12 protein-coding genes and 1 other annotated feature are annotated in these 23,166 nt (G+C 55.6%); of the genes, 4 read left to right on the top strand and 8 right to left on the bottom strand.

Annotated elements, in window-relative coordinates:
• Both PAT3040_RS17980 and PAT3040_RS17975 read left to right on the top strand, forming a co-directional pair.
• Positions 1–331 (top strand): cupredoxin domain-containing protein (locus PAT3040_RS17980; RefSeq protein WP_181376697.1); only part of this gene is annotated, 331 nt, incomplete at its 5' end.
• A 206-nt stretch (positions 332–537) separates the two neighbouring features.
• A complete protein-coding gene (locus PAT3040_RS17975) occupies positions 538–1,209 on the top strand; it encodes an SDR family NAD(P)-dependent oxidoreductase (protein ID WP_246608790.1) in 672 nt (223 codons plus the stop codon).
• 129 nt (positions 1,210–1,338) lie between these two features.
• On the opposite strand, the gene PAT3040_RS17970 is transcribed toward PAT3040_RS17975, so the two are convergent.
• The 8 genes from PAT3040_RS17970 to PAT3040_RS17935 form a co-directional block, all read right to left on the bottom strand.
• Positions 1,339–3,456 carry a GMC family oxidoreductase gene (locus tag PAT3040_RS17970; RefSeq protein ID WP_108993819.1) on the bottom strand — a complete coding sequence of 706 codons (2,118 nt, stop codon included), beginning with the start codon at positions 3,454–3,456 and terminating at the stop codon, positions 1,339–1,341.
• A gap of 144 nt (positions 3,457–3,600) precedes the next feature.
• A complete protein-coding gene (zapA, locus tag PAT3040_RS17965; RefSeq protein WP_181376696.1) occupies positions 3,601–7,626 on the bottom strand; it encodes a cell division protein ZapA in 4,026 nt (1,341 codons plus the stop codon).
• Between the two features lie 103 nt (positions 7,627–7,729).
• Positions 7,730–10,171: a phenylalanine--tRNA ligase subunit beta gene (pheT, locus tag PAT3040_RS17960; protein ID WP_108993817.1), complete on the bottom strand. Its 2,442-nt coding sequence runs from the start codon at positions 10,169–10,171 to the stop codon at positions 7,730–7,732.
• A gap of 22 nt (positions 10,172–10,193) precedes the next feature.
• Entirely contained in the window at positions 10,194–11,228 is a 1,035-nt protein-coding gene (gene pheS / locus PAT3040_RS17955) for a phenylalanine--tRNA ligase subunit alpha (protein ID WP_087566814.1), read from the bottom strand.
• A 459-nt stretch (positions 11,229–11,687) separates the two neighbouring features.
• Positions 11,688–11,937, bottom strand: a binding site (T-box leader).
• A gap of 61 nt (positions 11,938–11,998) precedes the next feature.
• Positions 11,999–12,778 (bottom strand): MBL fold metallo-hydrolase, encoded by a 780-nt coding sequence (locus PAT3040_RS17950; RefSeq protein ID WP_108993816.1) that lies wholly within the window; start codon positions 12,776–12,778, stop codon positions 11,999–12,001.
• Between the two features lie 139 nt (positions 12,779–12,917).
• A complete protein-coding gene (locus PAT3040_RS17945; protein WP_108993815.1) occupies positions 12,918–15,950 on the bottom strand; it encodes a HEAT repeat domain-containing protein in 3,033 nt (1,010 codons plus the stop codon).
• A gap of 21 nt (positions 15,951–15,971) precedes the next feature.
• Positions 15,972–16,469, bottom strand: coding sequence for a GNAT family N-acetyltransferase (locus tag PAT3040_RS17940; RefSeq protein WP_179215403.1), 498 nt, complete (start codon positions 16,467–16,469; stop codon positions 15,972–15,974).
• 40 nt (positions 16,470–16,509) lie between these two features.
• The gene (locus tag PAT3040_RS17935) at positions 16,510–19,254 is read right to left on the bottom strand and encodes a HAMP domain-containing protein (protein ID WP_181376695.1); all 2,745 of its coding nucleotides are present in this window, start codon (positions 19,252–19,254) and stop codon (positions 16,510–16,512) included.
• Between the two features lie 255 nt (positions 19,255–19,509).
• On the opposite strand from PAT3040_RS17935, the gene PAT3040_RS17930 reads away from it, so the two are divergent.
• Positions 19,510–19,896: a DUF4280 domain-containing protein gene (locus PAT3040_RS17930; RefSeq protein ID WP_108993813.1), complete on the top strand. Its 387-nt coding sequence runs from the start codon at positions 19,510–19,512 to the stop codon at positions 19,894–19,896.
• 1 nt (position 19,897) lies between these two features.
• Positions 19,898–21,916, top strand: a complete 2,019-nt coding sequence (locus PAT3040_RS17925) for a hypothetical protein (RefSeq protein ID WP_108993812.1) — start codon at positions 19,898–19,900, stop codon at positions 21,914–21,916.
• The last annotated feature ends 1,250 nt before the right edge of the window (positions 21,917–23,166 follow it).

Genomic DNA, 23,166 nt, shown 5'->3' with positions numbered 1-23,166 from the left:
AGCCAATAGCGGGGGAAGCAACGGCGGAAATAGCGGGGATGTGGTTGCCGTCGAAGCTGCCGTAGAGCCGGCTTCCGAAGTCGTTTTGACCGCAACCGATTGGAAATTTGATCAGCAGGAGTATCAGATCAAGGCTGGGGAGCCGGTTGCTCTGACACTGAAGTCCGTTGGCGGCGTTCACGGCGTGCAAATTTTGAAGACCAAACATACGATTGGCAACAACGAATCCGTTACGCTTCAATTCGACAAGCCAGGTACTTACGATATCATTTGCAACGTGCCATGCGGCGGCGGACATGCCAAGATGAAAGCGAAGCTGGTCGTTACCTAACAGCACTAAACACCATTTACCCGGAGCCGCGCGCAGCTTTCGATTCCTGCCGCAGTGCTCCGGGTCTATTATTTTATACATAAGATTTATCAGGAATATTTGGCTTCACGGTCAAAAAGTCTGATAGCCCCTTGCCTTCCATTGGGCTTGCCGCTTTGATAAGATGGACACATTACCAGTGAACGGGAGGAATGCTTGTGGGAGCTATGAATACTCGAATTGCCTTGATCAGCGGGGCCGGAACGGGATTGGGGCGCGCGACGGCAATCGCCTTCGCTGCGGAAGGAGCGGAGGTCGTGCTGTTGGGACGCCGCCGCGATAAGCTGGAGGAGACGGCCGCCCTCGTGCAGGACCGCACGGGTAAAACGGCGCTCGTGTTAAAGACGGATGTCACGGAAGAATCGCAAGTCACGGATGCTATTCGCACAACTCTTAAGCGTTACGATCGCATCGACGTGTTGCTTAACAATGCCGCTATCCTGGAGTCGGGCTCCGTTGCCGAGTTGTCCGCAGACGATTGGCAGAAGCAGATCGACACGAATCTGACGGCGCCGTTCCTGCTCACGAAAGCCGTTTTGCCGGCCATGCGCAAGCAGAAGTACGGACGCATCATTAATATAACATCCAGCTTGTCTAGAAATGGCGCAGGCGGTTATGCCGCTTACAGCGCCGCAAAGGCCGGACTGGAGTCATTGACGCGCTCCATCGCCGACGAGGAGCATGAGCACGGCATTCTGGTCAACCTTTACAACCCCGGCACGCTCCGCACGGAGATGCACGCCACGGGCAAGGATCCAGCCATCGTGACGCCCGATATCGTCCGTCTTGCGAGCCTCTCCTTCGGAGGACCAACGGGAACGATCCATTCCTACGGGTGATCGCAAGCGTCTGCCCTTCCCAACGGCCGGTAGAATAATAACCGATTCAGCTTGGGAATATGGAACGCGAGGATCAGGGTTGTTCCCGGGCTGAAGAGGGTGGCCGTTTCCAAACATAATCGCCCCGGATCATCCCTCTTTAATAATATGGTCTGCCGTACGGAAGGCCAGCGCCATAATCGTCAGCACCGGGTTAACGCCCCCGTTCGTAACATGCAGCGAGCCGTCGCTCACCCACAGATTGTCATAGCCGTGTACGCGTCCCGTTGGATCGGTGACCGATGTCAGAGGGTCGTTACCCATCCGCAGCGTGCCCGCTTGATGCTGCCCCCCGCTTAGTCCGCCTCCCGGCCGGGTTCTCCATACCTCTCTCGCGCCCGATGCCCACAGCCATTTCTCCGCTTGCGCGCCCAGCATTTCCGCTGCCCGCAACGATTCGGGATGCACGCCTCCTGAGAGCGCGGCTACCGGAAGACCAAACGCATCTCTGACCGTCCGCGATAGACGTACTCTGGATTCGGCGCTCGGAATCTCCTGAATCGGCCCCTGGATCTGGCTGGTGCGAGAATAGCCTTCCCGCATATGTTCTTTACCTGCCCTTCCCCATCGGATCGCGTTCGGAGACAAGGCTCGATACCAATGAACAAGCGGCAGCCGGGTGAAGTCGTTAGCCAGCAGCCCTCCTCCGATAATTCCATTCTCCGGATGATGGTCGAATCGCAAAGTTGCGATACTGACACCCGGGCCTAATCCGTCCTGCAAAGGTTCGTCGAACAAGCCGTATGCGCCGGAGTAGACATGACCTTGCAAATGTCTTCCCACTTGCCCGTTCCGATTGCCGATTCCTTCTGGCTCGGAATCGCTGCCGGAATTGAGCAGGAGACGCGCGCTTTCGATAGCCCCTGCCGCAACGACAACCTGGCCCGCTCGCACCTGTCTTCGCTGGATGATGCCATTCTCGAGACGCGCAAGACGAACTCCCGTCGCATGTTTTCCTCCCTCCGTATCGATGCGCTCCGCCAACGTGTCACAAACGAGATCGCAGTTGCCGGTGGCCATCGCCCTTGCCAGCATCGTATTATGCCCGCCATTTTTGCTGTTGGTCGGACAGGCAAAGCCTACGCATTCCCCGCAGCGTCCGCATGGTTGCCGGCCGTCCCGTTCAACCGAGTTAATCAGAAGCGGCACCGACCCGGTTGCCCATCCCAGCTTGTTCGCTCCCCGAGCGAGCGCTTTCGCCTCCGTCGTAAATGGCAGCGCGGGCATGGGATAATCGCGCGTACGCTTGCCTCGTCCCGGATGAGCATTACCGTCGCCAGAGACGCCTACTTCCCACTCTGCCCGATTATAGTAAGGCTCTAGATCCTCGTAAGTAATCGGCCAGTCGCTGAGCGAGCTCCCCTCCGGTATGCCATACCGGCTCGCCATTCGAAAGTCCTCGGGATGGAACCGCCACGCCTGCGCGCCATAGACGCGCGTGCCTCCCCCGAGCGTCATCGCGTTGTTGTGGTAATCCCCTTCGTACGGCACCGTTATGCGCTCTGCCCCGCTAGTCGTTGCAAAGGTGCGCGGATAGCTGACGGAATTCGGTCCCGTATTATGCCCGTATTTGCTAAACCGATGATTGCGCAAATGGTCCCTGCCGACCTCTTCGTAACGAAGCCAGCTTCCCCGCTCCACGACCAGCACCTGAAGCCCGGCCTCGGCCAATAGTGCCGCCGCCACGGAACCGCCCGCTCCCGCCCCGACGACTACGGCGTCGTATCTGTTTTTCAACTGGTCCAGCGGCGTCAGGATGAACTCGGGCTCATCGGGAGGTGTCCGCGTCGCCGAAGCCGTACCGGAACGGAATCCTATCATTTCCCAGGACTTTCCTCCAAGATTTCCGCCCGCCTCCGGACTTCCATAATAACCGTCGACGACCAGCTCCAGCACGGTGGAGAACAATAAGCGCGGCTCGGCCGAAGCCGGCCACCCCGGGTAGGAACCGCTCTCCGCGCCGCGCAGCAGCTCATCTTGTTCATCCTCAGTCAGCTTGACAAAGGGGGCTTTGTGCCGCTTTAATGCTTCCTCGTTCAACGCGTGAAGTCCCGGCTCGATGACGTCTGTCCAGACAACGGGTTCTTGCCCGGCGAAACGTTCCAGATAGGCAAGGACTCCCGCTTCGGCCGCCGATGGCCACTCGTCTTTCGGAATCAATCGATTGGCAACCGCTTGTAACATTTCTGCAGCTTCATATTGGCTCATTGTCCCAATGCTCCTTCTTAGTGGCTGGTTGTGGGCGCAAAAAGACGCCTATTCCCTCCCGATGCAACCTGCACCGAGCTGGAATAGTCGTCCTTTAAGAGGATGCTCAAAATGTTTTGCGCCTCATAGATTCGAACGCTGCCGTCAGCTTTGCTCGATCATCTCGATCCATTCGTTGAATTCCGACTGCAGCTTCGAGTATTCACGGCTGAGCTTGTTGTGATCGTCGAGCAAAGCGGAATGTTCGTTCAGCAATGCTTCCGCGGTTTGAGCCGCTTGATCGCGCTCCTGCTGAAGCTCGTTCAGGCGATCCTGCCAATCCTCCTGCACGTCGACGGAGGCGGCGGCTTCGCGCATGGCGAGCTCCATCCGCTCGCGCAGCTCTTCTTCCATCGCGGCATAATCCTTGCCTGCCTTGTCCAGGCGAGTCAGCTCCGCCTCAAGCTCGCGAATCGACTGCTCTTGCTCGGCCAACTGCTTCTCGGCTTGCTCGGAACGCTCCATTGCCGCTTCCAGCTGACCGCTAGCGATACGCTCCCTAGCCGCCAGCAATTCCAACTGAGCGATCAGTTCCTGCTCTTTGTGATCGCGATCCGCGGCTTCGGCTGTCAATCGTCCAAGCTCGGTCTCGTTCTCCGACAATTGCCGGCTTAACCGCTTGGATTCGGCCGACGCCGCCTTCCATTGCTCTTCCAGCTCCGCGGCAAGCTCCATGGCTTCCGACTCGTTGCGGCCTTGTTGCTCCGCAAGCTGACGCTCAAGTTCGGCCATTCGTTCGCCGCTTGCGGCAAGCCGCTCGGAGAGCTCGCGTTCGGCAAGGCCGCGCCGGGCCAATTGATCGACCAATTCCTGTTCGCGCTCCTCGCGTTGAGCCAATTGCGCCGATAGCTCTCGAACATGAGATTGAAGTTCGGCCAGCTGCCGTTGCTGCTCCTGCTCGTTCGACTTCAACTCCGCCAATTGATCGGAAAGCTCCCGCTCCCGCGAAGTCAGCGCGGACAATTGCTCCGACAGCTTCCGCTCGCTTGCGGAACGGGCAGCCAGCTCGGCGTTGAGCTCATGCTCGCGCGCATCCCGCTCATCCATCCAGACCTGTTCTTCCTTCTGCTGACGCGCCAGCTGCTCCGACAATTCGATCCATCTGGACTCCGCCTCTTGCAGCCTCTCGGACAGCGTATGCTCCTGCGAAGTCAATTGAGCAAGCTGAACGGACAAAGATTGCTCATTGGTTTCCAGTTGCGTGACGAGCTCCGACAGCTCCAGCGCTTCGAATTCCGCTTGGTCCAATCTGGCCGTGCGCTCTGTTTCTTCCTTGGCTTTAAGGGCAAGCTGCTGCGACAGCTCAGCCGCTTTTGTCTCCGCATCCTGAAGCCGAGCGGTCAGCGATCGTTCTTTTCCAGTCACCTGATCAAGCTGCTCTTTTAACGCTTGCTCCCCGGCGGCAGCTTGCTGAAGCTGCTCCGACAAGGACTCTTCTAGCGCTATAAAAGCAAGGATCCGCTCCTGCAAAGATTGTTCGCCCGCCGTCAATTGGGCAAGTTTCTCGGACAGCTCGTTTTTCTCCGAATCCGTTTCGCTCAGCTGGCCGGACAACGCCCGTTCGGCTGCCTCCAGCTGCGCCACTTGCTCCGACAGCTCCAGCGCTTCGAACTCCGCTTGATCCAGCTTCGCGGCGAGCTCGCTCTCGTCTGCCGATTTCTGCGACAGCTGCTGGGACAACGCATCGGCTTTGGCTTCCGCTTCGCGGAGCTGGCCCGTTAGGGTAAGCTCCTTCTCCGCCAATTGCGCCAAAAGCTCGGCTTGCTCCTTGACCTTCGAACCGGCTTCCAGCAATTGCTCGGACAGCGCATGTCTGGCGGCTTCCAGCTCGGCTTTGTGCTGGCTCAACGATTGTCCGCTGTTTTCCAGCTCGTTTACCTGCAGGGACAGTGCGTTCCCTTGCTCGGTCAGCTCGGCCAACTGCCCGACGAGCGATTGTTCTTTTGCCGACATCTCCTCGATCCGCGCGCTTAGCGCCTGCTCCCTGATCGTCAGCTCATCCACTTGCTCCGCAAGGAACTGCTCCTGCGAACGCGACTGCTGGATCGACTCCGATAACGATTGCTCCTTCGCCGTCAATTGCTCGATACGCTCCGTCAGCAGCTGCTCGTTCGCCGACAGTTCCTCGATCTGCGCCGTCAACAATTGCTCCTGCGAACGCGACTGCTCGATCTGCGCTGCTAGCAGTTGCTCCTGCGAACGCGACCGCTCGATCTCCTCCGCTAACGAATGCCCTCTCGCCGTCAGCTGTTCGACCTGTTCAGTCAACGAGCGCTCGCGCGACTGCAACTGCTGGAGTTGCTCCGTCAGCGACTGCTCCTTGGATTCCAGCTGCGTCATCTGCTCCAGCAGTTCCAATGCTTCAAGCTCCGCTTGCTCCAGCTTGGACGCGACCGCTTGCTCCCCGGCGGATTTTGAAGCCAACTGCTCCGCCAGCGCTTGTTCATTGGCAGTTTTGCGTTCCAACTGCTCCGCCAGCGCTTGCTCATTGGCAGTCTTGCGTTCCAGCTGTTCCGCCAGTTCCGCCGCATTCGCTTCGAGCTCCTCGACCATCGTCAACAGCATTTGCTCTTCTGCGGATTTACGCTCCAACTGCCCCGCGATTTCCGCGTTCCTTTGGTTTTCCGCCAATAACTCGGCTTCTCTTTTCTGCTGTGCGATAGAAAGTTTGCTCTCATGCTCTTGGGACAATGCCGCCAGCTTGCTCTCGTAATCCAGCTTCAAGGAAGACAACTGCTCCTCGTAGCCGGACGCGCTGGCTGCCTTCTCAGACGCAAGCTCTGCCAGCCGCTCCTCGGCAACCTCCATTTGCTCTATCCATTCTTCCCGCTCCTGCTGGAGCTGCGATAGGGATGAACGCAGAATTTCCTCCTGCTCCATCGCGGCCATTATTCCTTCGTCCGCAGCCTGTATGCGCTGTTCAGCGGCTTCCTTATCCGCAAGGCTTTGTTGTTCCAGCTCGGCAATCCGGGTCAGCAGCTTATCGCGATCCTCCAGCCAGCCGCTTCGCCTGCGCTCCAGCTCCGAACGCCGTTCCTGCTCGACCTTCTCCAGCTCCGCTCTCCAAAACGTCTCGCGTTCCTCCGCTTGCCGATTATGTTCTGCGACGGCGGCATCGGCTGACGACGTCCATTCGGCTTCACGAAGTTCCCATTTCCGCTGCCATTCCGCCAGAAGCTTTTCCCGCTCCTCGTCCTTTTCCATGGAGAGTTCGGCAAGCGCCTGCTCCCGTTGCTGCGCCAGCTCGATAGCCGCGCGTTCCTTGGCTGCAGAGATGTCGGCCAGCTCCAGCATGACGGCATCCTTCTCGCCCACCAGCTTGGCGACAATGGCAGCCTTGTCCCTCTGTACCTGTTCGATCGCTCGTGCCTGCTCGTTCTTGAGCTCCTCCACAAGCTGCTCATGATCCTGCATAAAGGCAGCCAGCAGCTGCTCCTGCTCCGTCTTCAGTTCGACGATCGCTTGCTCCTTCTCCTGCATCAAGCCTGCAACCGTTTGCTCCTTTTCCAATGTCAAAGAGGCAATCTTTCCGTCACGGTCCGCCTCCAGCTTGGCCAGCTCCGTCTCCAGCCGACTCTTAAGCTGCAGCAGCTCCGCTTTGCTCTCCGCAATCAGACTGTCGCTGACACGCTGCAGCTCGGCCTCATGCTCCTCCCGCAGCTGCTTCAAGCGTTCCTCCGCCAAACGCAACGCTTCGCTGTGGGCAGCCTCGTCAGCCTGCTTTTGCTCGTCCGCAAGCGCAAGCAGCTCCGCCAGCTCTTGTTCCGCCTTCTCCTGCGCCTGCCGCAGCTTCGCTTCCGAAGCCTGCTTCAGCTCGGATAGTCCAGCTTCCAGCTCGGAGGTTTTGCGCGTCTCCGCTTCCAGTTGCTTGCTGATAACGCCAAGCCTGGCTTCTTCCTCCTGCAGCCGCGCATTGTCTTTCCGCAGCCGAAATACATCCTCCGTAATCTGCATGGCGCAGAGCACGGCAAGCTTTTGCATATCTAAACGAGGATACGTCTTCGCCAGCTTCTTCATGCTGTCGTCAATCGAGCTTGCAACCCTCTTCATATATTCTACATTGGAATGGCCTTTAAGCTTGTACTGAACACCATATATATCAACGGTTACAACGGTTTGGTCTGCATCCACTGTGTCGTATCCTCCTATCGTCTCCATGTCGCAGATGCGCGCAAGAAAGCCGCATCGAAGTTCATGCTTGAACTAATTCGATGCGGCTGAGGTGGTTTCCTGCCTACTTCCGCAATTCTGCGCCAAAAGATTGTGCGAGGTGTCCGACGACCTCTGCATGCAGCGCAGTTACCTCTTCGTCCGTGAGCGTGCGCTCCGCATGACGGTATACAAGCGACAAGGCAACGCTCTTTTTGCCGGCGCCCAGACGCTCGCCCGTAAAGACGTCGAACACGGAGATGGACTCCAGCAAAGCGCCTGCCGTGCGTGTCGCGGCGGCTGTCAGATCGCCTGCAGCGACGTCCGCGTTTACAACGACAGCAATGTCGCGTTCCATCGCCGGATAACGCGGCAGCGTGCGATAGACGATGTCGAAGTCCGCATATTCGTAGACGGGCTCAAGCTCAAGCTCTACAACGTACGTATCCGCGAGCTCCCACTCCAGCTGGCCTGCCGGATGAAGCTGCCCGACGTAGCCGATTATCGAAGGTCCGGATTCCGTATCCAGCACAATCGCGGCCGTACGGCCTGGATGGAAGTGCTCCGGCTGTGCCGGCGCGTAAGTCAGCTTGCCGGCGATGCCAAGCACGGAAGCAATGGTCTCCACAATGCCTTTGGCATCATAGAAGTCGTAAGCCTCCGCTTTGCCGTTCCAGCTGCTTTGGACCCGATTGCCTGTCAGAAGCGCGGCGAACCGATGTTTTTCGCGAGGCAGACGGGTCAACGTCTCCTCGTCCGTATGGAACACGCTGCCGATCTCGAACAACGCGGCGGATTCGTTCTTGCGATTGCGGTTGTAGACGGCTGTCTCTACCAACTGTGCCAACAGCGATGTACGCAGCACGCTGCGCTCTTCGCTCATCGGCATCGACAGACGCACCGGACGCGCCCCTTCCGACAATGCCGGGAACATCTCCGTGCGGGCCGGGCTCGTGAACGAATAGCTGGTGACCTCGTTTAGACCGGAATCCGCCAGACGTTTGCGCAGTTCGCGCCGAATGGCCTGCGGCTTCGTCAACGAGCCCGGAATCACGTCGCCGTGAATCGGCGTAGTCGGGATATTATCGTAGCCGTGCAGACGGGCGACTTCCTCAATGATGTCGACCGCTCTCGTAATATCGCCGCGGCGTGTTGGCACCTGAATCCGGAACGCGTCGTCCGCGCCGAAATCATAGTCGAACCGCAGGCGGCCCAAGATGGAGCGGACTTCGAGGCTCGACAGCTCCGTGCCCAGATAACCGTTGATCCGCGCGAGAGTTACTTCGACTACAGCTTTCTCCGGCGCCTTGGCAGCAGCTTGCACGATGCCGTCCGTTACGAGACCGGAAGCCAGCTGCGCGATCAGCGATGCGGCGCGATCCAATGCCGGAATGACGCTGGCCGGATCCACTTCCTTCTCGAAGCGGATGCTGGATTCCGAGCGAAGACCGAGCTGGCGCGACGTCTTGCGAACAATGCCCCCGTCGAATCTGGCCGATTCCAGCAAAATATTCGTCGTGCCCGCCGTAACCTCCGTGCTTGCGCCGCCCATAACGCCCGCAAGCGCGATCGGCTCATTGCCGTCGGTAATGACCAGCATATGCGGCTCCAGACGGCGCTCTTGATCGTCAAGCGTGACCAGCGTCTCGCCTTCGCGAGCCATCCGCACTACGATTCGGCCCCCCGGCACTTTGTCGGCGTCGAAAGCATGAAGCGGCTGGCCGTATTCCAGCATGACGAAGTTCGTTACGTCCACGACATTGTTGATAGGACGAATGCCGGCAGCCATCAGACGGTTCTGCAGCCAGGACGGCGACGACCCGATCGTTACGCCTTGAATGTATCTCGCGGTATAGTGCGGACATTGCTCCTCGGCTTCGACAGCTACCGATACGAGCCCTTCCGTCTTCGCGGCGGCATCATGCACGGCGTTGTCCGGAAGCTTTACCTCCCGTCCGGTCAATGCGCCGACCTCGTAAGCAACGCCCAGCATGCTGAGGCAGTCGGAGCGGTTCGGCGTCAGATCGAGCTCCAGCACCTCGTCGTCGATGCCAAGCACGCTTGCGATTGACGCGCCGATGCGAGTCGATTCCGGCAGCACCAGAATGCCTTCCTGCTGCTCCTTCGGCAGCAGCTTGTCATTCAGACCCAGCTCCTTCGCGGAGCAGATCATGCCTTGCGATTCTACGCCGCGCAGCTTCGCGCGTTTGATTTTGAAGTCGCCCGGCAACACCGCGCCGATTACGGCAACGGGCACAAGCTGTCCCGCGTCAACGTTTTTGGCGCCGCATACAATCTGCAGTTCCTCGCCCGTGCCCACGTCCACCTTGCACACGTTAAGCTTATCGGCGTCGGGGTGTTTCTCCTTGGACACGACATGGCCGACAACGACACCCGTGACGCCTTTGTTGCGGGATTCCACGCCGTCGATCTCAATGCCGCCGCGCGTCATGCGTTCAGCAAGCTCTTCGGCGCTTAGGCCGGAAAGATCGATATATTCATTTAACCATTGATAGGATACTTTCATTTAGATACCGTCCCTTCTCTCGTCACATGCGGGCGAATTGGCCCAAGAACCGCAGATCGTTGCTGTAGAAATGGCGAATGTCGTCGATGCCGTATTTCAGCAGCGCAATCCGCTCCACGCCCATACCGAAGGCGAAACCGGTCACTTCCTCGGGATCGTAACCGCCCATCTCCAGTACGCGCGGATGAACCATGCCGCAGCCCAGTATTTCGAGCCAGCCCGTCTGCTTGCACATCCGGCAGCCGTCTCCGGCGCATTGCACGCAAGTCACGTCTACCTCGGCGCTTGGCTCCGTGAACGGGAAGAAGCTTGGGCGGAGGCGAATCTGCGCTTGCGAACCGAACATTTGCTGAACGAATTGCAGCAGCGTTCCTTTGAGATCGCTCATCCGAATGCCTTTGCCAATAACAAGACCTTCGATTTGATTGAACTGGAACGAATGCGTAGCATCGTCATCATCGCGGCGGTATACCTTGCCCGGGCAGATGACTTTTACCGGCGTCATGCCGGCGCTCGCCTTCATGGTGCGCACCTGAACCGGCGAAGTGTGCGTACGCATCAGGATCTCGTCCGTCACATAAAACGAATCCTGCATATCCCGCGCGGGGTGATTTTTCGGCAGATTTAGCGCCTCGAAGTTGTAGTAGTCTGTCTCCACTTCAGGACCTTCCGCGATCGTATAGCCGAGACCGATAAACACGTCCTCGATCTCCTGCGCCACTTTGTTCAGCGGATGTACGGAGCCCGTCGGCAGCTTCCGGCCCGGCAGCGTCACATCGATTGTTTCCTCGCGCAGGCGTCCCTCCGTCTCCTCGCGTTGGAATGCAATCTGCTTCTCTTCGATGACGGCTTCGATCGCGCCGCGCACCTCATTGGCCACGCCGCCGATGACGGGACGTTCTTCCGCGCTAAGCGCGCCCATGCCGCGCAATATTTCCGTCAAAGCGCCTTTTTTGCCCAAATATTTAACCCGCAGATCGTTCAGGGCGCCTTGCGACGCCACGGCCTGCAGCTCGCCGAGCGCCTCGGCGCGCAGCTCCTCCAGCCTTGCCTTCATCCTTCATCGCCTCCAAAAGTTTGTAACCCTCTGCCTTCGCCCGTCTTGGCGGGCAACATCAACTGCTTGCCGCTGCGTCCCAAAGCTACACTGGAATTATGGACCGGACTCCGCAGCGAGCGTCGTCGTTTGTTTGCTTCTCCGTTTTCGCTAACCTAACGGACACCAGCGACGTTATTTCGCCCATACAGCGGCTTTCGAGAATCTAACGGACACAAGAAACCTTATTCGTCCTCCGGAGAGCCTTTCAGCCACCTGTCGCACCTAATAGCGCTTCCTATGTCCCTTACGTTTGAAAACACATCGTTTTCATGGAAATAAGGTTCCTGATGTCCGTTAGCCTAACATCGTTACTCCAAGAGCGAACAGGCCAGCCAGCATTGTGACTCCAAAAGCACTCGACTGCATCAAGCGGTGTGAAACTCTGTTCCTTTCCAACAAAAAAAGGTCCCTCCTCCCCGAAGGGACGGAAGAACCGTGGTACCACCCTAATTCCAACCACGTTGCATACAAAACCGCTGTTCGTGATTGCTCTAGTCCCGTTAACGGCGGGAACCGTGCAGCCCTACTGACGCGGAACAATATCCGGCCGTTCAAGCGCATGCTCCGGAGCGAACTTCGGCAGCCTGTTCCATAAGGACGCTCTCAATCCATGGCGTCCTCTCCCTGTGCGGAGGCACTGCGTACTCTTCTCCATCAAAGCAGCTTCATATCCAACATTTCCAAACATTAATCTATATTATATGCAAGGATACGTCGGGTTGCAACCTTCATTTGTCAGATTCTTTCCTTGTTGCACGATCATCTCTTTGGGAAGCGATAAATGAGATGCGATCGCGAATCGCTTCGGCGGTATCACTGTATATTCCTCCGTGATAACAGACGACCCGTTCGATATCGTATGTCAGCAAAAGCTCAAGCGAACGCAGAGCAAGCTGCGAATCTATTGATTGCTCGGGGATAGGCCCATTCAACATGCCATTTGCTATAATCAGCGAGTCTCCTGCTATTAACGTGCGGCTGGGACGATGGTACAAGCTGATATGACCCATCGTATGTCCCGCCGTCTCGATAATTTCGACATTGCCCTTGGAATCGAGAATATCATTGTTCCCGACGAGACGTCCGACTGGAGCGCTAGGGGGATGCTCCAATACCCGTTTTAAGGCTGAACGATGCGGCTCTGGCAGCAGATCCAATCGGGCAAGCGATTCCGGAGTCACCTTGGCTAACGGAAGCTCGCCTTCAATATGCGGGCGTTCCAGCCGATGCGCGCAAACCTCGATTTCCCCGGCACACAGCGCCAATACGTCAGGTAAACTTCCAATATGATCGATGTCATGATGAGTAAGTACGATTCGTTTTAGATCGGCTATGGAGAACCCCTCTTTCTCGATAGCCTGCAAAATAAGCGGCAATTGCCCGGGGTAACCGCAATCGACAAGCGTCAAACCATCTTCAAGCACAAGAAGCGACGGATAAATGCGATTGGTTTCTCCCATAATGATCGCGGTCAATTCGAGAACACGTATTTCATGCGGCATATGCATATAAAAAACCTCCTCATACAATTATGATAGTCCCTATGGATTCTTATCATAGTAAACGAGGAGGTATTAATCAATATTAAATATTTTATTATATCATAAATATTGTATTTTGTAAATAGTTAATTTGATTCATTTATGATTACGAATCAATCCGCATCATCATCTCTTCCAGTAGCCTGATCCGGGCGAACGAAGCTCGCAGCAAACCGATGCCGATCTCGGGATACAAACGTACCAGACGCGAGACATCGTCGCCGGAGAGCTTAAGGACGCGAGCATCGCCCAGCAGCGACTGCGCCGTCACGGTGGAGGGCGATCCGTCAAGCGCCGACGTAACGCCGCACACGTCACCCGGTCCAAGCACACCGATGGTGCCTTCCCAGCCCGCCGCGGACACGCTTGTTAATTCGATATTGCCTTCGACGATGACATACATAGCCGACTGGGGTTCCCCCCTCTTAAGCAGGATGTCTTCGTCGGAGATCGTCTCCTCTTCGGCTACGCCCGCGATAAGTCCCAATTCCTCGAGCGACAGGTCGGAGAAATAAGGAACCTGCTTGAGGAATACGACTTTGTTCAAGCGGTTCATTATTTGACCTTCGTTTGTCACAGCCATATCCCCTTTCCGTTCGGCCAGCGCCTCGTTCGCCATTTCCCTCCACCAATCGTCAGATTCGTGCAATGCCGCTTCTAGCAATGTCATCGCCTCATCCCGCTCCATTTTGGGCCGGGACATCGTTTCCAGCTCCAATGAGATGATCATTGCTTGCGAAATTCTTCGATCGCCGAAGCCTTCCGACAGCACCTCCAGCGCATTGCTGCGGTACTCCTCCTCGGCATGTGTGACGCCTGTACGGATAACTTCAACGGCGCGTTCATCCGTCAGCTTGGCGAGCATGGCCCAAATTCCTTTGAACACGAGCAACCGCACCTCATGCCAACGCATATCCGCGAGACTGGCCAGTTTTTCCTTGCCGCATACTCTCAGCGCGGCACCATAGTCCGCCGCTTTGCCAAGCTCCGAGAGCCGGCCTAACGCCTCTTGCGTCAATCCGCCGCGCATGTCTTCTTCGCCTAGCAGCTCCGACAAGGCCATTACGGCCGAGCTCCAGTGTTTGGCAGGCGCATCCGGCAAGCTTGCCAGCAGAGGCTTCACCGAAGGCTGGCCAATGTCGACGAATGCTTTGGTGGATGCGGACAACATCTCTTCATCCATCCGCGACAGCTTGGGCAAGAGCAGCGGGATAAGATCCTCGCTGCGAAGCTTTCCTAACGCGCGAATAGCGGACACTCTGGCAGCGGGATGCGGATCCTCCGTCAACTTGATGATCGCGGGTATAAATGCGGTAAGCTCCAAGTCCGCGATCGCGCCGCACATATATACGGAAGCTTCGCCGCCCTCTTCCAGTATGCGGTCGATAACCTCTCGGCAAGCTTCGTAACTCTGTTCCTTGCCAAGCGAATACATTGCTTTGACGGCCTCCGCCACGACGGAAGGATGGCGATCCAGCAGCTTTTGCCGCAGAAAGAAAAACGCTTGCTCTTTCAGTTGCTTCATGCGGGCAATCGCGCGTACCCCCTCCGTCCTAAGAGCGTCGTCCGGATCCTCCAGCAGCTTGGCGATTTGCGCCATGGCCGGCAGATCGGCACCTGCGAGCGACATCGCCCTGATTGCCGCAATGCGAATCCGGTCGTTCCCATCCTCCAGCAGTCCTAACAGCAGCGGCAGATCCTTGGGGTCATGCAGCCTGCCGATGAGTTGAATGCCGATCTCGCGAGCCGTATCCGACGGATGATCCAAGAGCCGCCTTGCTTCCTCCATTGCCGCAGGGTTCATGCTGATCTCGTCAAAAGAATCCGCGATATCGGCGGCGCTCATGGAGCTAACGCTCCGGACAAGCTCGCGCATGTACAGTTTTCGTCCATACCAAGCTAACACAAGCAGCAGCGCCGAACCTGCCAGACCGATCACGGACAGCAGCTGCCACGAAAGACCTAAACCAGCATGAAGGAATTGCATGCCAGCGCCCAGCAGGATGCCGGCAGAGGCTGCTATTCCTTGTGCGGCGAATCGATAGCTGTCGCGCTGCGCCAGCGGAAGCGTCTTGAAAAACAGCTGATAAGACGGCTCCGCCGAATAGTAGAGCAGCAAATAAAGCAGCATGTAGCCTAAAGAAATAACGGGCATCGCCGCTGCTCCGCCTCCAAAGATTACAGCTCCGGCGAACGAGAGCACGTACACTCCCGCGATTATTGTCAACATTTGACTCGCGCCAAGCTTCTCCATCAACCTGCCAGAGACAAGCTGAAGCAAGAAAGCAAGAACGAACAAAATCATCGTAATCATGCCAAAAAACTGGCTAAATGCTTGTTCATTGACATAGGACATTCGGGCAATGCTCAGGAACTCATATTCCATTAGGAAATACAAAGCCGGCATCATCGTCATCAATAAGATAACCATTAGCAAGAACGGCGACCGGAGTGCGTGCTTGAATACCGCACCTGCTCCGATCGTCTCTTCTTCAACCGAGGCGGCTTCCATCCGGAGCGATATCGGCACAAGGAAGTCCGAGATCACTTTACGGTATCTTCTCCAAACAAGCAGCAGCAACAGACCCCCGACCGTATAGATAACTACGGGCCCAAATGCGAGACTAATAAGCTGCGCCAGCAAGCCGGCCGTCGCACCGCCAAGCGTAGCGGAGCCTACGAAAACCGGCATAAGCCGCTTCGCTTGCTGCGTCGAACAGAGATCGATCGCCAGACTCCAAAGAAGCAGCGTTTGCTGGCGCACGACGAAGCTCGACGCGATAAAGAGCACCGGATAGAACCAGCGGGCATCCATGCCGAGCCCCTCTAACGTGATCAAGATTGCGGCATTTACGCCAACGATGCCAACCATCATGGCATACATGACCCGCATCAGCTTCGGCTTCGGTAGTCTGGATGCCAGCCAGGAGAGCAGCCAGGCTTCGAGAGGCAATATGAAGGCTTCCGCTGCGTACACGTACGGCAAAAACTCACTGCCGAATCGCTGGTTAAAAAGCGTCATGAAACTATTGTAGTTCAGCATCTCCGCGATGCCGCAAATAAAAAAAACAGGCGCCATCAGAAGCAGCTTGCGCTGATCCTCCGGACGGGCGCCGACGGCTCGCAATATTCCGTTCATATTCCACTACTCCTACTGTCTCTAATCTATCTTGATATGATAGACGAGGCGATCCTCGCCCTCGTAATAATAATCGGGGCAACGTCCGATCAGATTAAAATTCAGCTTTGCGAACATCAGCTTGATCGCATCATATTGCGGCAAATCACAGGTATAGGCCAATAGATATCGGGCGTTCTGTTCACGCAGGTAACGAAACATTTCTTCGATAAAGCTCGCGGCCAGTCCGCTTCTACGATAATCCCTGTGTACGACGAGATAATCCCAGTTATATCCGCCAGTTCCCTGTTCATTCGGCGCCATGCAATTAATGCCTGCTATGCTTCCATCCTCGCTGCGGGCGTACCAGAAAATGCTGTCTCCTAGCAACGCCCGATAAGGAAGCTCGCGAAAATGTTTTAGTTCGCCCGGCGTATAATTGGTGTCGTCGAACGAACTGTCAGACAGCAGGAATGAACTGATATCATCCGCCGTCTGCTTGTCGCCAACCCTTTCAATCCGACTAGATTGAACCAGCATGATTCCCGCCCCCATAAGTCTCTATCATATTCTCAGTGGTTTATACGGCTAACGTACCGTTCCAGCCTTCGGACGAGCCCTTCTGGTAATATTCGTCGCACAGGTAGAAATAAAGTTTGGCCGCCTTGTCGAACCGGTTCAACTTAATGACCTCGACGAACGTCTCGCGCGCGTCATAGAAACGTCCCTCTTGGCAGAGGCGAATGCCCTTTTCGAATGTCGTTTTGGTCCGATCCTTAAGCTGACGCTCCTTGTCGGAGTCGCCTTCGTAAACATCGAACAGCTCCACGGATTCGTCCTTGCCTTCCATGCCGATTCGCCCCAGATAACGGCAACGGATACGTTCCGGTGCGCGCAGCTGATCGAAGAACGTCTTTGTCACTAGCAAGGATGAGCCCATCGTATCGGACAACCGCTCCAGCGCCGTCGTCACGTTAACGTCATCGGAGATGACATTGCCCTCCATACGCTGCTCCTCGCCGACAATGCCGAGCATCAGCGGTCCCTTATGGATGGCTATCCCCATATCGACAGGACGGTAACCGGATGCGATCAGGCTATCATTGTACGCCGCAAGCTCCCGTCGGATCGCAATCGCTGCGCGAATCGCATCCTCCGACCTTCCAGGGAACAGTGCCATAAAGCCGGCTCCGAGATATTTGCTGATTAGTCCTTCCTCCTGTCGAACGAACGGGCTGAAGCGCTTGAGGAAACCATTCATGAAGTCGAAGTTCTGCTTCGGAGACAACTGCTTGGACAACTGATTGAAGGAGCGTATATTGGCTACCATCACCGACATGTTGCCTTGTACCTGATCGCCGAGGTGGACCTCCGTAATCCCCTTCTTGCCCAAATATTTAAAGATCTGCTGAGGAACGAATCGATGCGAAGCCTCACTGAAGGTCGTAATGTCCTTAATATAAGTTCGAATATGCTGGGCCATCCGGTTGAATTGCTCGCCGAGATCGCCAACTTCGTCTTGCGAACGGATATTCACATGAACGTCCCAGTTGCCGCTCGCCATCTCCATCACGCTCTTGCGAAGCTTGCGGAGAGAACGAAGCAGCCAATATGTAACGCCAAGCACCATCGCGATAAGAACGAGACTGCTTAAGCCGATGTTGCGCAGAATGCTCTGGTAGATGGTAGTGTTGGATTGATAGAGCACGTTCAGGTCGCTGCCCGTCTCATAGACGCCGACGATATTGCCCGACGAGTCGTAGACGGGACCTATGGCATACATAAACTTGCCCGTTGCGTCCTCCCAGCGTTCGGAGACGATGGCACCGCTCTCGACGACAGGCTTGTTTGTCTCTGTCACCGCAAACGGCTTGAACATGTTCACGCCGTCGTCATCGTCCATGATGACAAAAAATTGGCCGTTCTCGTATTTGTACAACGTGCTGTACAAGCCTTGACGAATGGATGGGTCTTCGTTCTCATACAGGAAACCCATCTTGTCGCGGAGCGCCACATAATCGGCATTGCCGTAATCGCTCGGAGAAGCGAGGCGGCTTAGCTGGTCGCCGTCAATGAGGGTTTGCCCGTTGCGTGCCAATAGCGACAGCTGGCGCTGCATCTCATCCTCCATTCGAGTCGAGAAGCTGTCATAGATAAAGTTGGAGAGCATGAACATCGAAACGACCAAAATCGGAACAATGGCGAATACTTGCTTGAAAAATAACGATACCCGGCGATTAAGCCAATGAATATAGACCATTCGGAGCAGTGCCACGACTGCCAGAGCGAGCAAAGCTGCTGCAGTCCAAAAGATCCATGTTTGGCGAATCTCCGACTTGCCGTGTGCCAGCGACGTTATGACGCTCGAGTCTTGTTTGTTTGCGGCAATATAGACGATGCGATCGTCCATCGCCAGCTGCAAGCCGCCTTGGTCATCGACCTCAACATCCATGATTTCCAGAAATTCGGCTCCGCCTGAACGCACCGCAAGCTCTTCTTCGGACAGCTCCGTACGAATTTCGCCCGGTTTCGACAAGCTGATGCTTGAGACTGCATTTACAAGCCTGTCGATAAAGTACAAGCGCCCGTCATGCAGCTGTAGAGATTCCGGGAAGTTGCGGCTTGTCCGCTCCGTCTCCGGCAACGGATAAATTTTGGAGCTTTCGCCTCCTGCCGTCACATGGTAGATGGCGCCTCTCCTCGTGGAGTAATAAATCTCGCCTTGCTGGGTACCTGCGACCTCCGACAAATAACGTTCGCCAGGCAGCGTGAACCTGTATATCTCTTCGGGTGCTCCGCCCGTCAACGGAAGGCGCATTAACCCGATTCCGGCTTCGGCTTCGTCGATATAGAAGTAAACATGATCGCCTTGCGTCTGAACGCCTTTGATCTTGCCGAGACGTTTATTGCCGACCGCGCCATCGTAGGTATAGAGTATCGTACCCTCCTTGGAACCCGGCTCATAACGCATGAGTCTTTCTTCGTGCACGTACAGTCCGTATTCGTCCAGCACCGTGTCGAGGGCAATCATGCTCCCGTCTGCCGCCGATTCAACCTCCGTGAAGCCGTGGCTTTTGCCGTCCTCATCTCCAAGCTTCACATCTTGAAGAATGACACGTTCTCCGTCCAGCTGGATTAGCTCTTTGCGGGAATCCGCGATGACGTGAACAAGACCGCCCTGACCTATCGAAGTTTTGGATAGATACGAAAGCGAACGTTCTCCTTCGAACGGCAGATTTGCCATTTGTGACCGATTCGCGTATACGAGCCAGGAGAGACCAATTGCGATCAGGAGCAGCAAAATAATGACCGGGGACTTTCGCATGAACACCATCGCTTTCCGATTGCTTGAATTTTCTATTTCTATAGTACTATATGTTTGATAGATTGACATCCCTTTCCTTTCATTTTTGTGACGAATGAGAGCCGATTGTGCAGGTTTATGTTGATGAAAGAAAGAGGCTTATAGTACTATTATTAATAGAGATTGTTCAAAAAGCCTGCTTTCCTACTCGACATCGAATATTGAAAACAGAGAGAGGAAGACCTCAAGGTCCTCCTGCTCACGGAAAGGATCGTCATGGGTCAATTAGTATGCGGCGGCGCCATGCTTCAATGCAGCTTCGGAGTAGCGCCAAGCAGCTTTGTCACGCTGCCAGCCAACGGAGTTCTTAATGTTATGCCCGCAGCCAATATTATGGATAACAAACCAATGGTCAACATATTGCCTTTCGGCATGTGCCAATCTCTTGCCAACCCAACCGTTGCTTCTGCCACGGCAGCCGCACTGGGCGCGTTGACTCCTATGCCATGCATACCAGTAACCGCCGCTCCATGGGCGCCCGGCTCTCCGACCGTGCTGATTGGCAACATGCCCGCATTAAACAACTCATCCAAGTGCATGTGCAATTGGGGCGGCGTTATTTCGATAACGAATCCGGGCCAAATGACGATACAGGTGCCTTGACATGATAGAAGCGATACTCAAGCCCATATTCAAACCTATTCAACGGATCATCATTCGTCCCATCAAACGAGCCAAGACGCTTCCCAAGCGGCTGTTCGCCATGCTTCGCAGATTTCTTGTCACTGCCTTGTTCGGGCCGCTTCGCTCGCTGGACAATTACTTGCGGCTTGGGAGTTATTACATCGCCAAGAAGATGATCGCTTTGATTGTGATCATCTCTCTCGTCATTGTATACTTCGGCTTTATCAATCCGCCCGCCTTCCTAAACAAGTGGATGGGCAAGACCCCTCAATTGGAGGCAACGGCGCTTGCAGGGAGCGGCTTCAACGGAACGGCGGCCGTGCGGGACGGAGACGGAAATCTGCTTTATGAGGGCGCTCTGGTCGACGGACTATATTCCGGCGAAGGCAAGCTTTATTATCCGAGCGGCGTCCTGCGCTACAGAGGCGCTTTCGACAAGGGAATGATGACGGGAGACGGAGAGCTGTACACCGAGGATGGATTGCTCCTGTACCGCGGTCAATTCCTTAATGACGTATACAGCGGCACGGGAACACTCTACAACGCTGATGGTTCTCCGAGCTACGAAGGCTCCTTCCTCTCCGGCAAGTTCGAGGGAGCCGGGGTCGCTTACAACGCAGACGGCAGCATTCTATATGCCGGCAGCTACTTGCAAGGGATGTACGAAGGCGAGGGCAAGCTCTCGAATTCTGAAGGCAAGCCTGTCTATGAAGGAGATTTCGTCGCCGGCGTCTATGAAGGAGCAGGCAAGCAGTACGATGCTGCTGGCAATATCAGCTACGAAGGCAGCTTCGCCGGCGGCAAGGCTTCCGGGACGGGCAAAGAATTATATTCTTCCGGCTTCGTCAAGTACGAAGGCGAGTTCCTGCTAGGGTCTTACCATGGGGCTGGCACGCTGTACAGCGAATCGGGCAAACCGCTGTATGTCGGCACATTCCTCGGAGGCGCAAAGAGCGGCACCGGCGAAGCTTATGACGATGCAGGCATACTTCGATATGGAGGACAATTCGCCGAAGGTGTCTATCAAGGCATAGGCAGTTTGTACGATGCGGACGGAGCCGTCCTGTACAAAGGCTTCTTCCGCGCCGGCAGCCCTTGGGCAGATGGCTTCCACGGCATAACGCTGGCGAAACTCCAGGAGACGCTCGGCGCAGCCGATCCTCCTCCTGCTTCGGAGACGCCTCTTCCTTCGGAGCTTCCTCTTGGGGATGACTCTACCGATTTGGGAGAAGCTTCCGCCGAAGAAGCTTCGACTGGGGAAGGCGCTGAAGATGCAACGACAGGCGGCAGTGCCGATGCGAATTCAAGTGGCAACGGCGGGAACTCCGCAGGAGAAGGCGGCGAGGCTGCAAGCGTGAGCAACGGCGTTGGCCCGGGTGCCGATCCTGCTGACGCAAGCGACGCCCCCTCTGGCACCAGCGGAAATGTAAGCACGTTGTCGGGCAGCAATACCACGGACTCGAGCAGCGGTTCGACTGCCGGGAACGGTAATGCGGCATCGAGCAATGGTTCAACTGCCGGGAGCGGTAATGCGGCATCGAGTAGCGGTTCAACTGCCGGGAGCGGTAATGCGGCATCAAGCGGCGGTTCAACTGCCGGGAGTAACACAGGGGCAATCGGCGGCAGCACAGCCGGAACTGGCAATTCAGCAGCAAGCTCTGCTTCCGGCGCATCCGATCCTGAGATTGACGATCTTTTGCCGGATTTGCCTGCGACGCAGACACTGACTTATGCTTCCATGGGCATGTCGTTCGTACTGACGGCCGATGAGGACAATCCGGAGCTGTTTACAGTAACCAAATTGTCAACTTGGAATAAAGCTGTCATGGACCCTGCTTACAAACGGCTTGTTGATGCCAAGGTCGTTTCTGTCAAGGAGACGTTGCCGACTGGCAGGACTAACGTGCGTTTCGTATCGGGAGGGATTCTGTACACCTTTACTTTCAACAAGGATACGATTGTCCGTATGGAACTCAACCAGCTGGTGCCCGAAGCCTGATTGACCATCGTACGCCAAGCCAATACACATCAACGAAAAGAGCTGCCCGAAGTCGAATGTTCGACTCCGGGCAGCTCTTTCTCAGTCATACGAAGTGGCATCTCATCGCCCAAAGGTTGCTTATAGACACGTTAAAGTATGGGGCTCGAAAGTAACCATCTTTACGCCTGGTAAGTCGGTCTAGCCGACTTATTACACTCAAATTTCGCATCTGTGAGCCTGTAAGTCGGTCTCGCCGACTTATTCCACGCGATATGCATTACTATTAGCCAATAGGTCGGCCTCGCCGACTTATTATCCTCGCATTTCGCATCTGTGAGCCTGTAAGTCGCTCTCGCCGGCTTATTCCTCGCAATGTGCGCTACTACTAGCCAATAGGTCGGCCACGCCGACTTATTACCCTCGCTTGTCGGTACTGTTAGCCTGTAAGTCGGTCTCATCGACTTAATCCTCTCGATATGCGTATCTGAAAGCTCATAAACCGGTCTCGTCGGCTTATTCCTCGCGATGTGCGCATCTGTGAACCTGTAAGTCGATCCCACCGGCAGTTGCTCGTTCGCCTATTTTTTGGAGCCATAAGCGTTACTAACGCCTATGGGCACTAATCAGAGTTACTTTTCGGTCCATCGGCATTTTTAACGCCTACAGCGGCCCGTTCGCCTACTTCTAGGAGACATAGGCGTTACTAACGCCTATGGACGCTAATCAGAGTTACTTTAAGGTCCATCGGCGTTTTTAACGCCTACAGATGCTCGTTCGCCTACTTTCTGGAGCCATAAGCGTTACTAACGCCTATGGACACTAATCAGAGTTACTTTACGGTCCATCGACGTTTTTAACGCCTACAGCGGCTCGTTCGCCTACTTTTTAGAGCCATAAGCGTTACTAACGCCTATGGACACTAATCAGAGTTACTTAACGGTCCATCGGCGTTTTTAACGCCTACAGCGGCTCGTTCGCCTACTTTTTGGAGCTATAAGCGATTCTAACGCCTATGGACGCTAATCAGAGTTACTTTACGGTCCATAGGCGTTTTTAACGCCTACAGCGGCTCGTTCGCCTACTTTCTGGAGCCATAAGCGTTACTAACGCCTATGGACACTAATCAGAGTTACTTTACGGTCCATCGACGTTTTTAACGCCTACAGTGGCTCGTTCGCCTACTTTTAGGAGCTATAAGCGATTCTCGGTTAGACCCCCTAAATCCGGAGACATGCTAATGCTTGCTTAGGTAGTCGTAGTATTGCGTC

The organism is Paenibacillus agaridevorans, assembly GCF_003112455.1.
GTDB lineage: Bacteria > Bacillota > Bacilli > Paenibacillales > Paenibacillaceae > Pristimantibacillus > Pristimantibacillus agaridevorans.
Note: the sequence above shows the minus strand (reverse complement) of the source record. Positions and strands in the feature narration are given on the sequence as shown.

Coding starts and splice junctions, on each gene's coding strand:
- pheS (WP_087566814.1), bottom strand. CDS start 11,228: ATGAAGGCAAGGCTGGAGGAGCTGCGCGCCGAGGCGCTCGGCGAGCTG.
- PAT3040_RS17970 (WP_108993819.1), bottom strand. CDS start 3,456: ATGAGCCAATATGAAGCTGCAGAAATGTTACAAGCGGTTGCCAATCGA.
- PAT3040_RS17950 (WP_108993816.1), bottom strand. CDS start 12,778: ATGCATATGCCGCATGAAATACGTGTTCTCGAATTGACCGCGATCATT.
- PAT3040_RS17975 (WP_246608790.1), top strand. CDS start 538: ATGAATACTCGAATTGCCTTGATCAGCGGGGCCGGAACGGGATTGGGG.
- PAT3040_RS17925 (WP_108993812.1), top strand. CDS start 19,898: ATGATAGAAGCGATACTCAAGCCCATATTCAAACCTATTCAACGGATC.
- pheT (WP_108993817.1), bottom strand. CDS start 10,171: ATGAAAGTATCCTATCAATGGTTAAATGAATATATCGATCTTTCCGGC.
- PAT3040_RS17940 (WP_179215403.1), bottom strand. CDS start 16,469: ATGCTGGTTCAATCTAGTCGGATTGAAAGGGTTGGCGACAAGCAGACG.
- PAT3040_RS17935 (WP_181376695.1), bottom strand. CDS start 19,254: ATGCGAAAGTCCCCGGTCATTATTTTGCTGCTCCTGATCGCAATTGGT.
- PAT3040_RS17930 (WP_108993813.1), top strand. CDS start 19,510: ATGGGTCAATTAGTATGCGGCGGCGCCATGCTTCAATGCAGCTTCGGA.
- PAT3040_RS17945 (WP_108993815.1), bottom strand. CDS start 15,950: ATGAACGGAATATTGCGAGCCGTCGGCGCCCGTCCGGAGGATCAGCGC.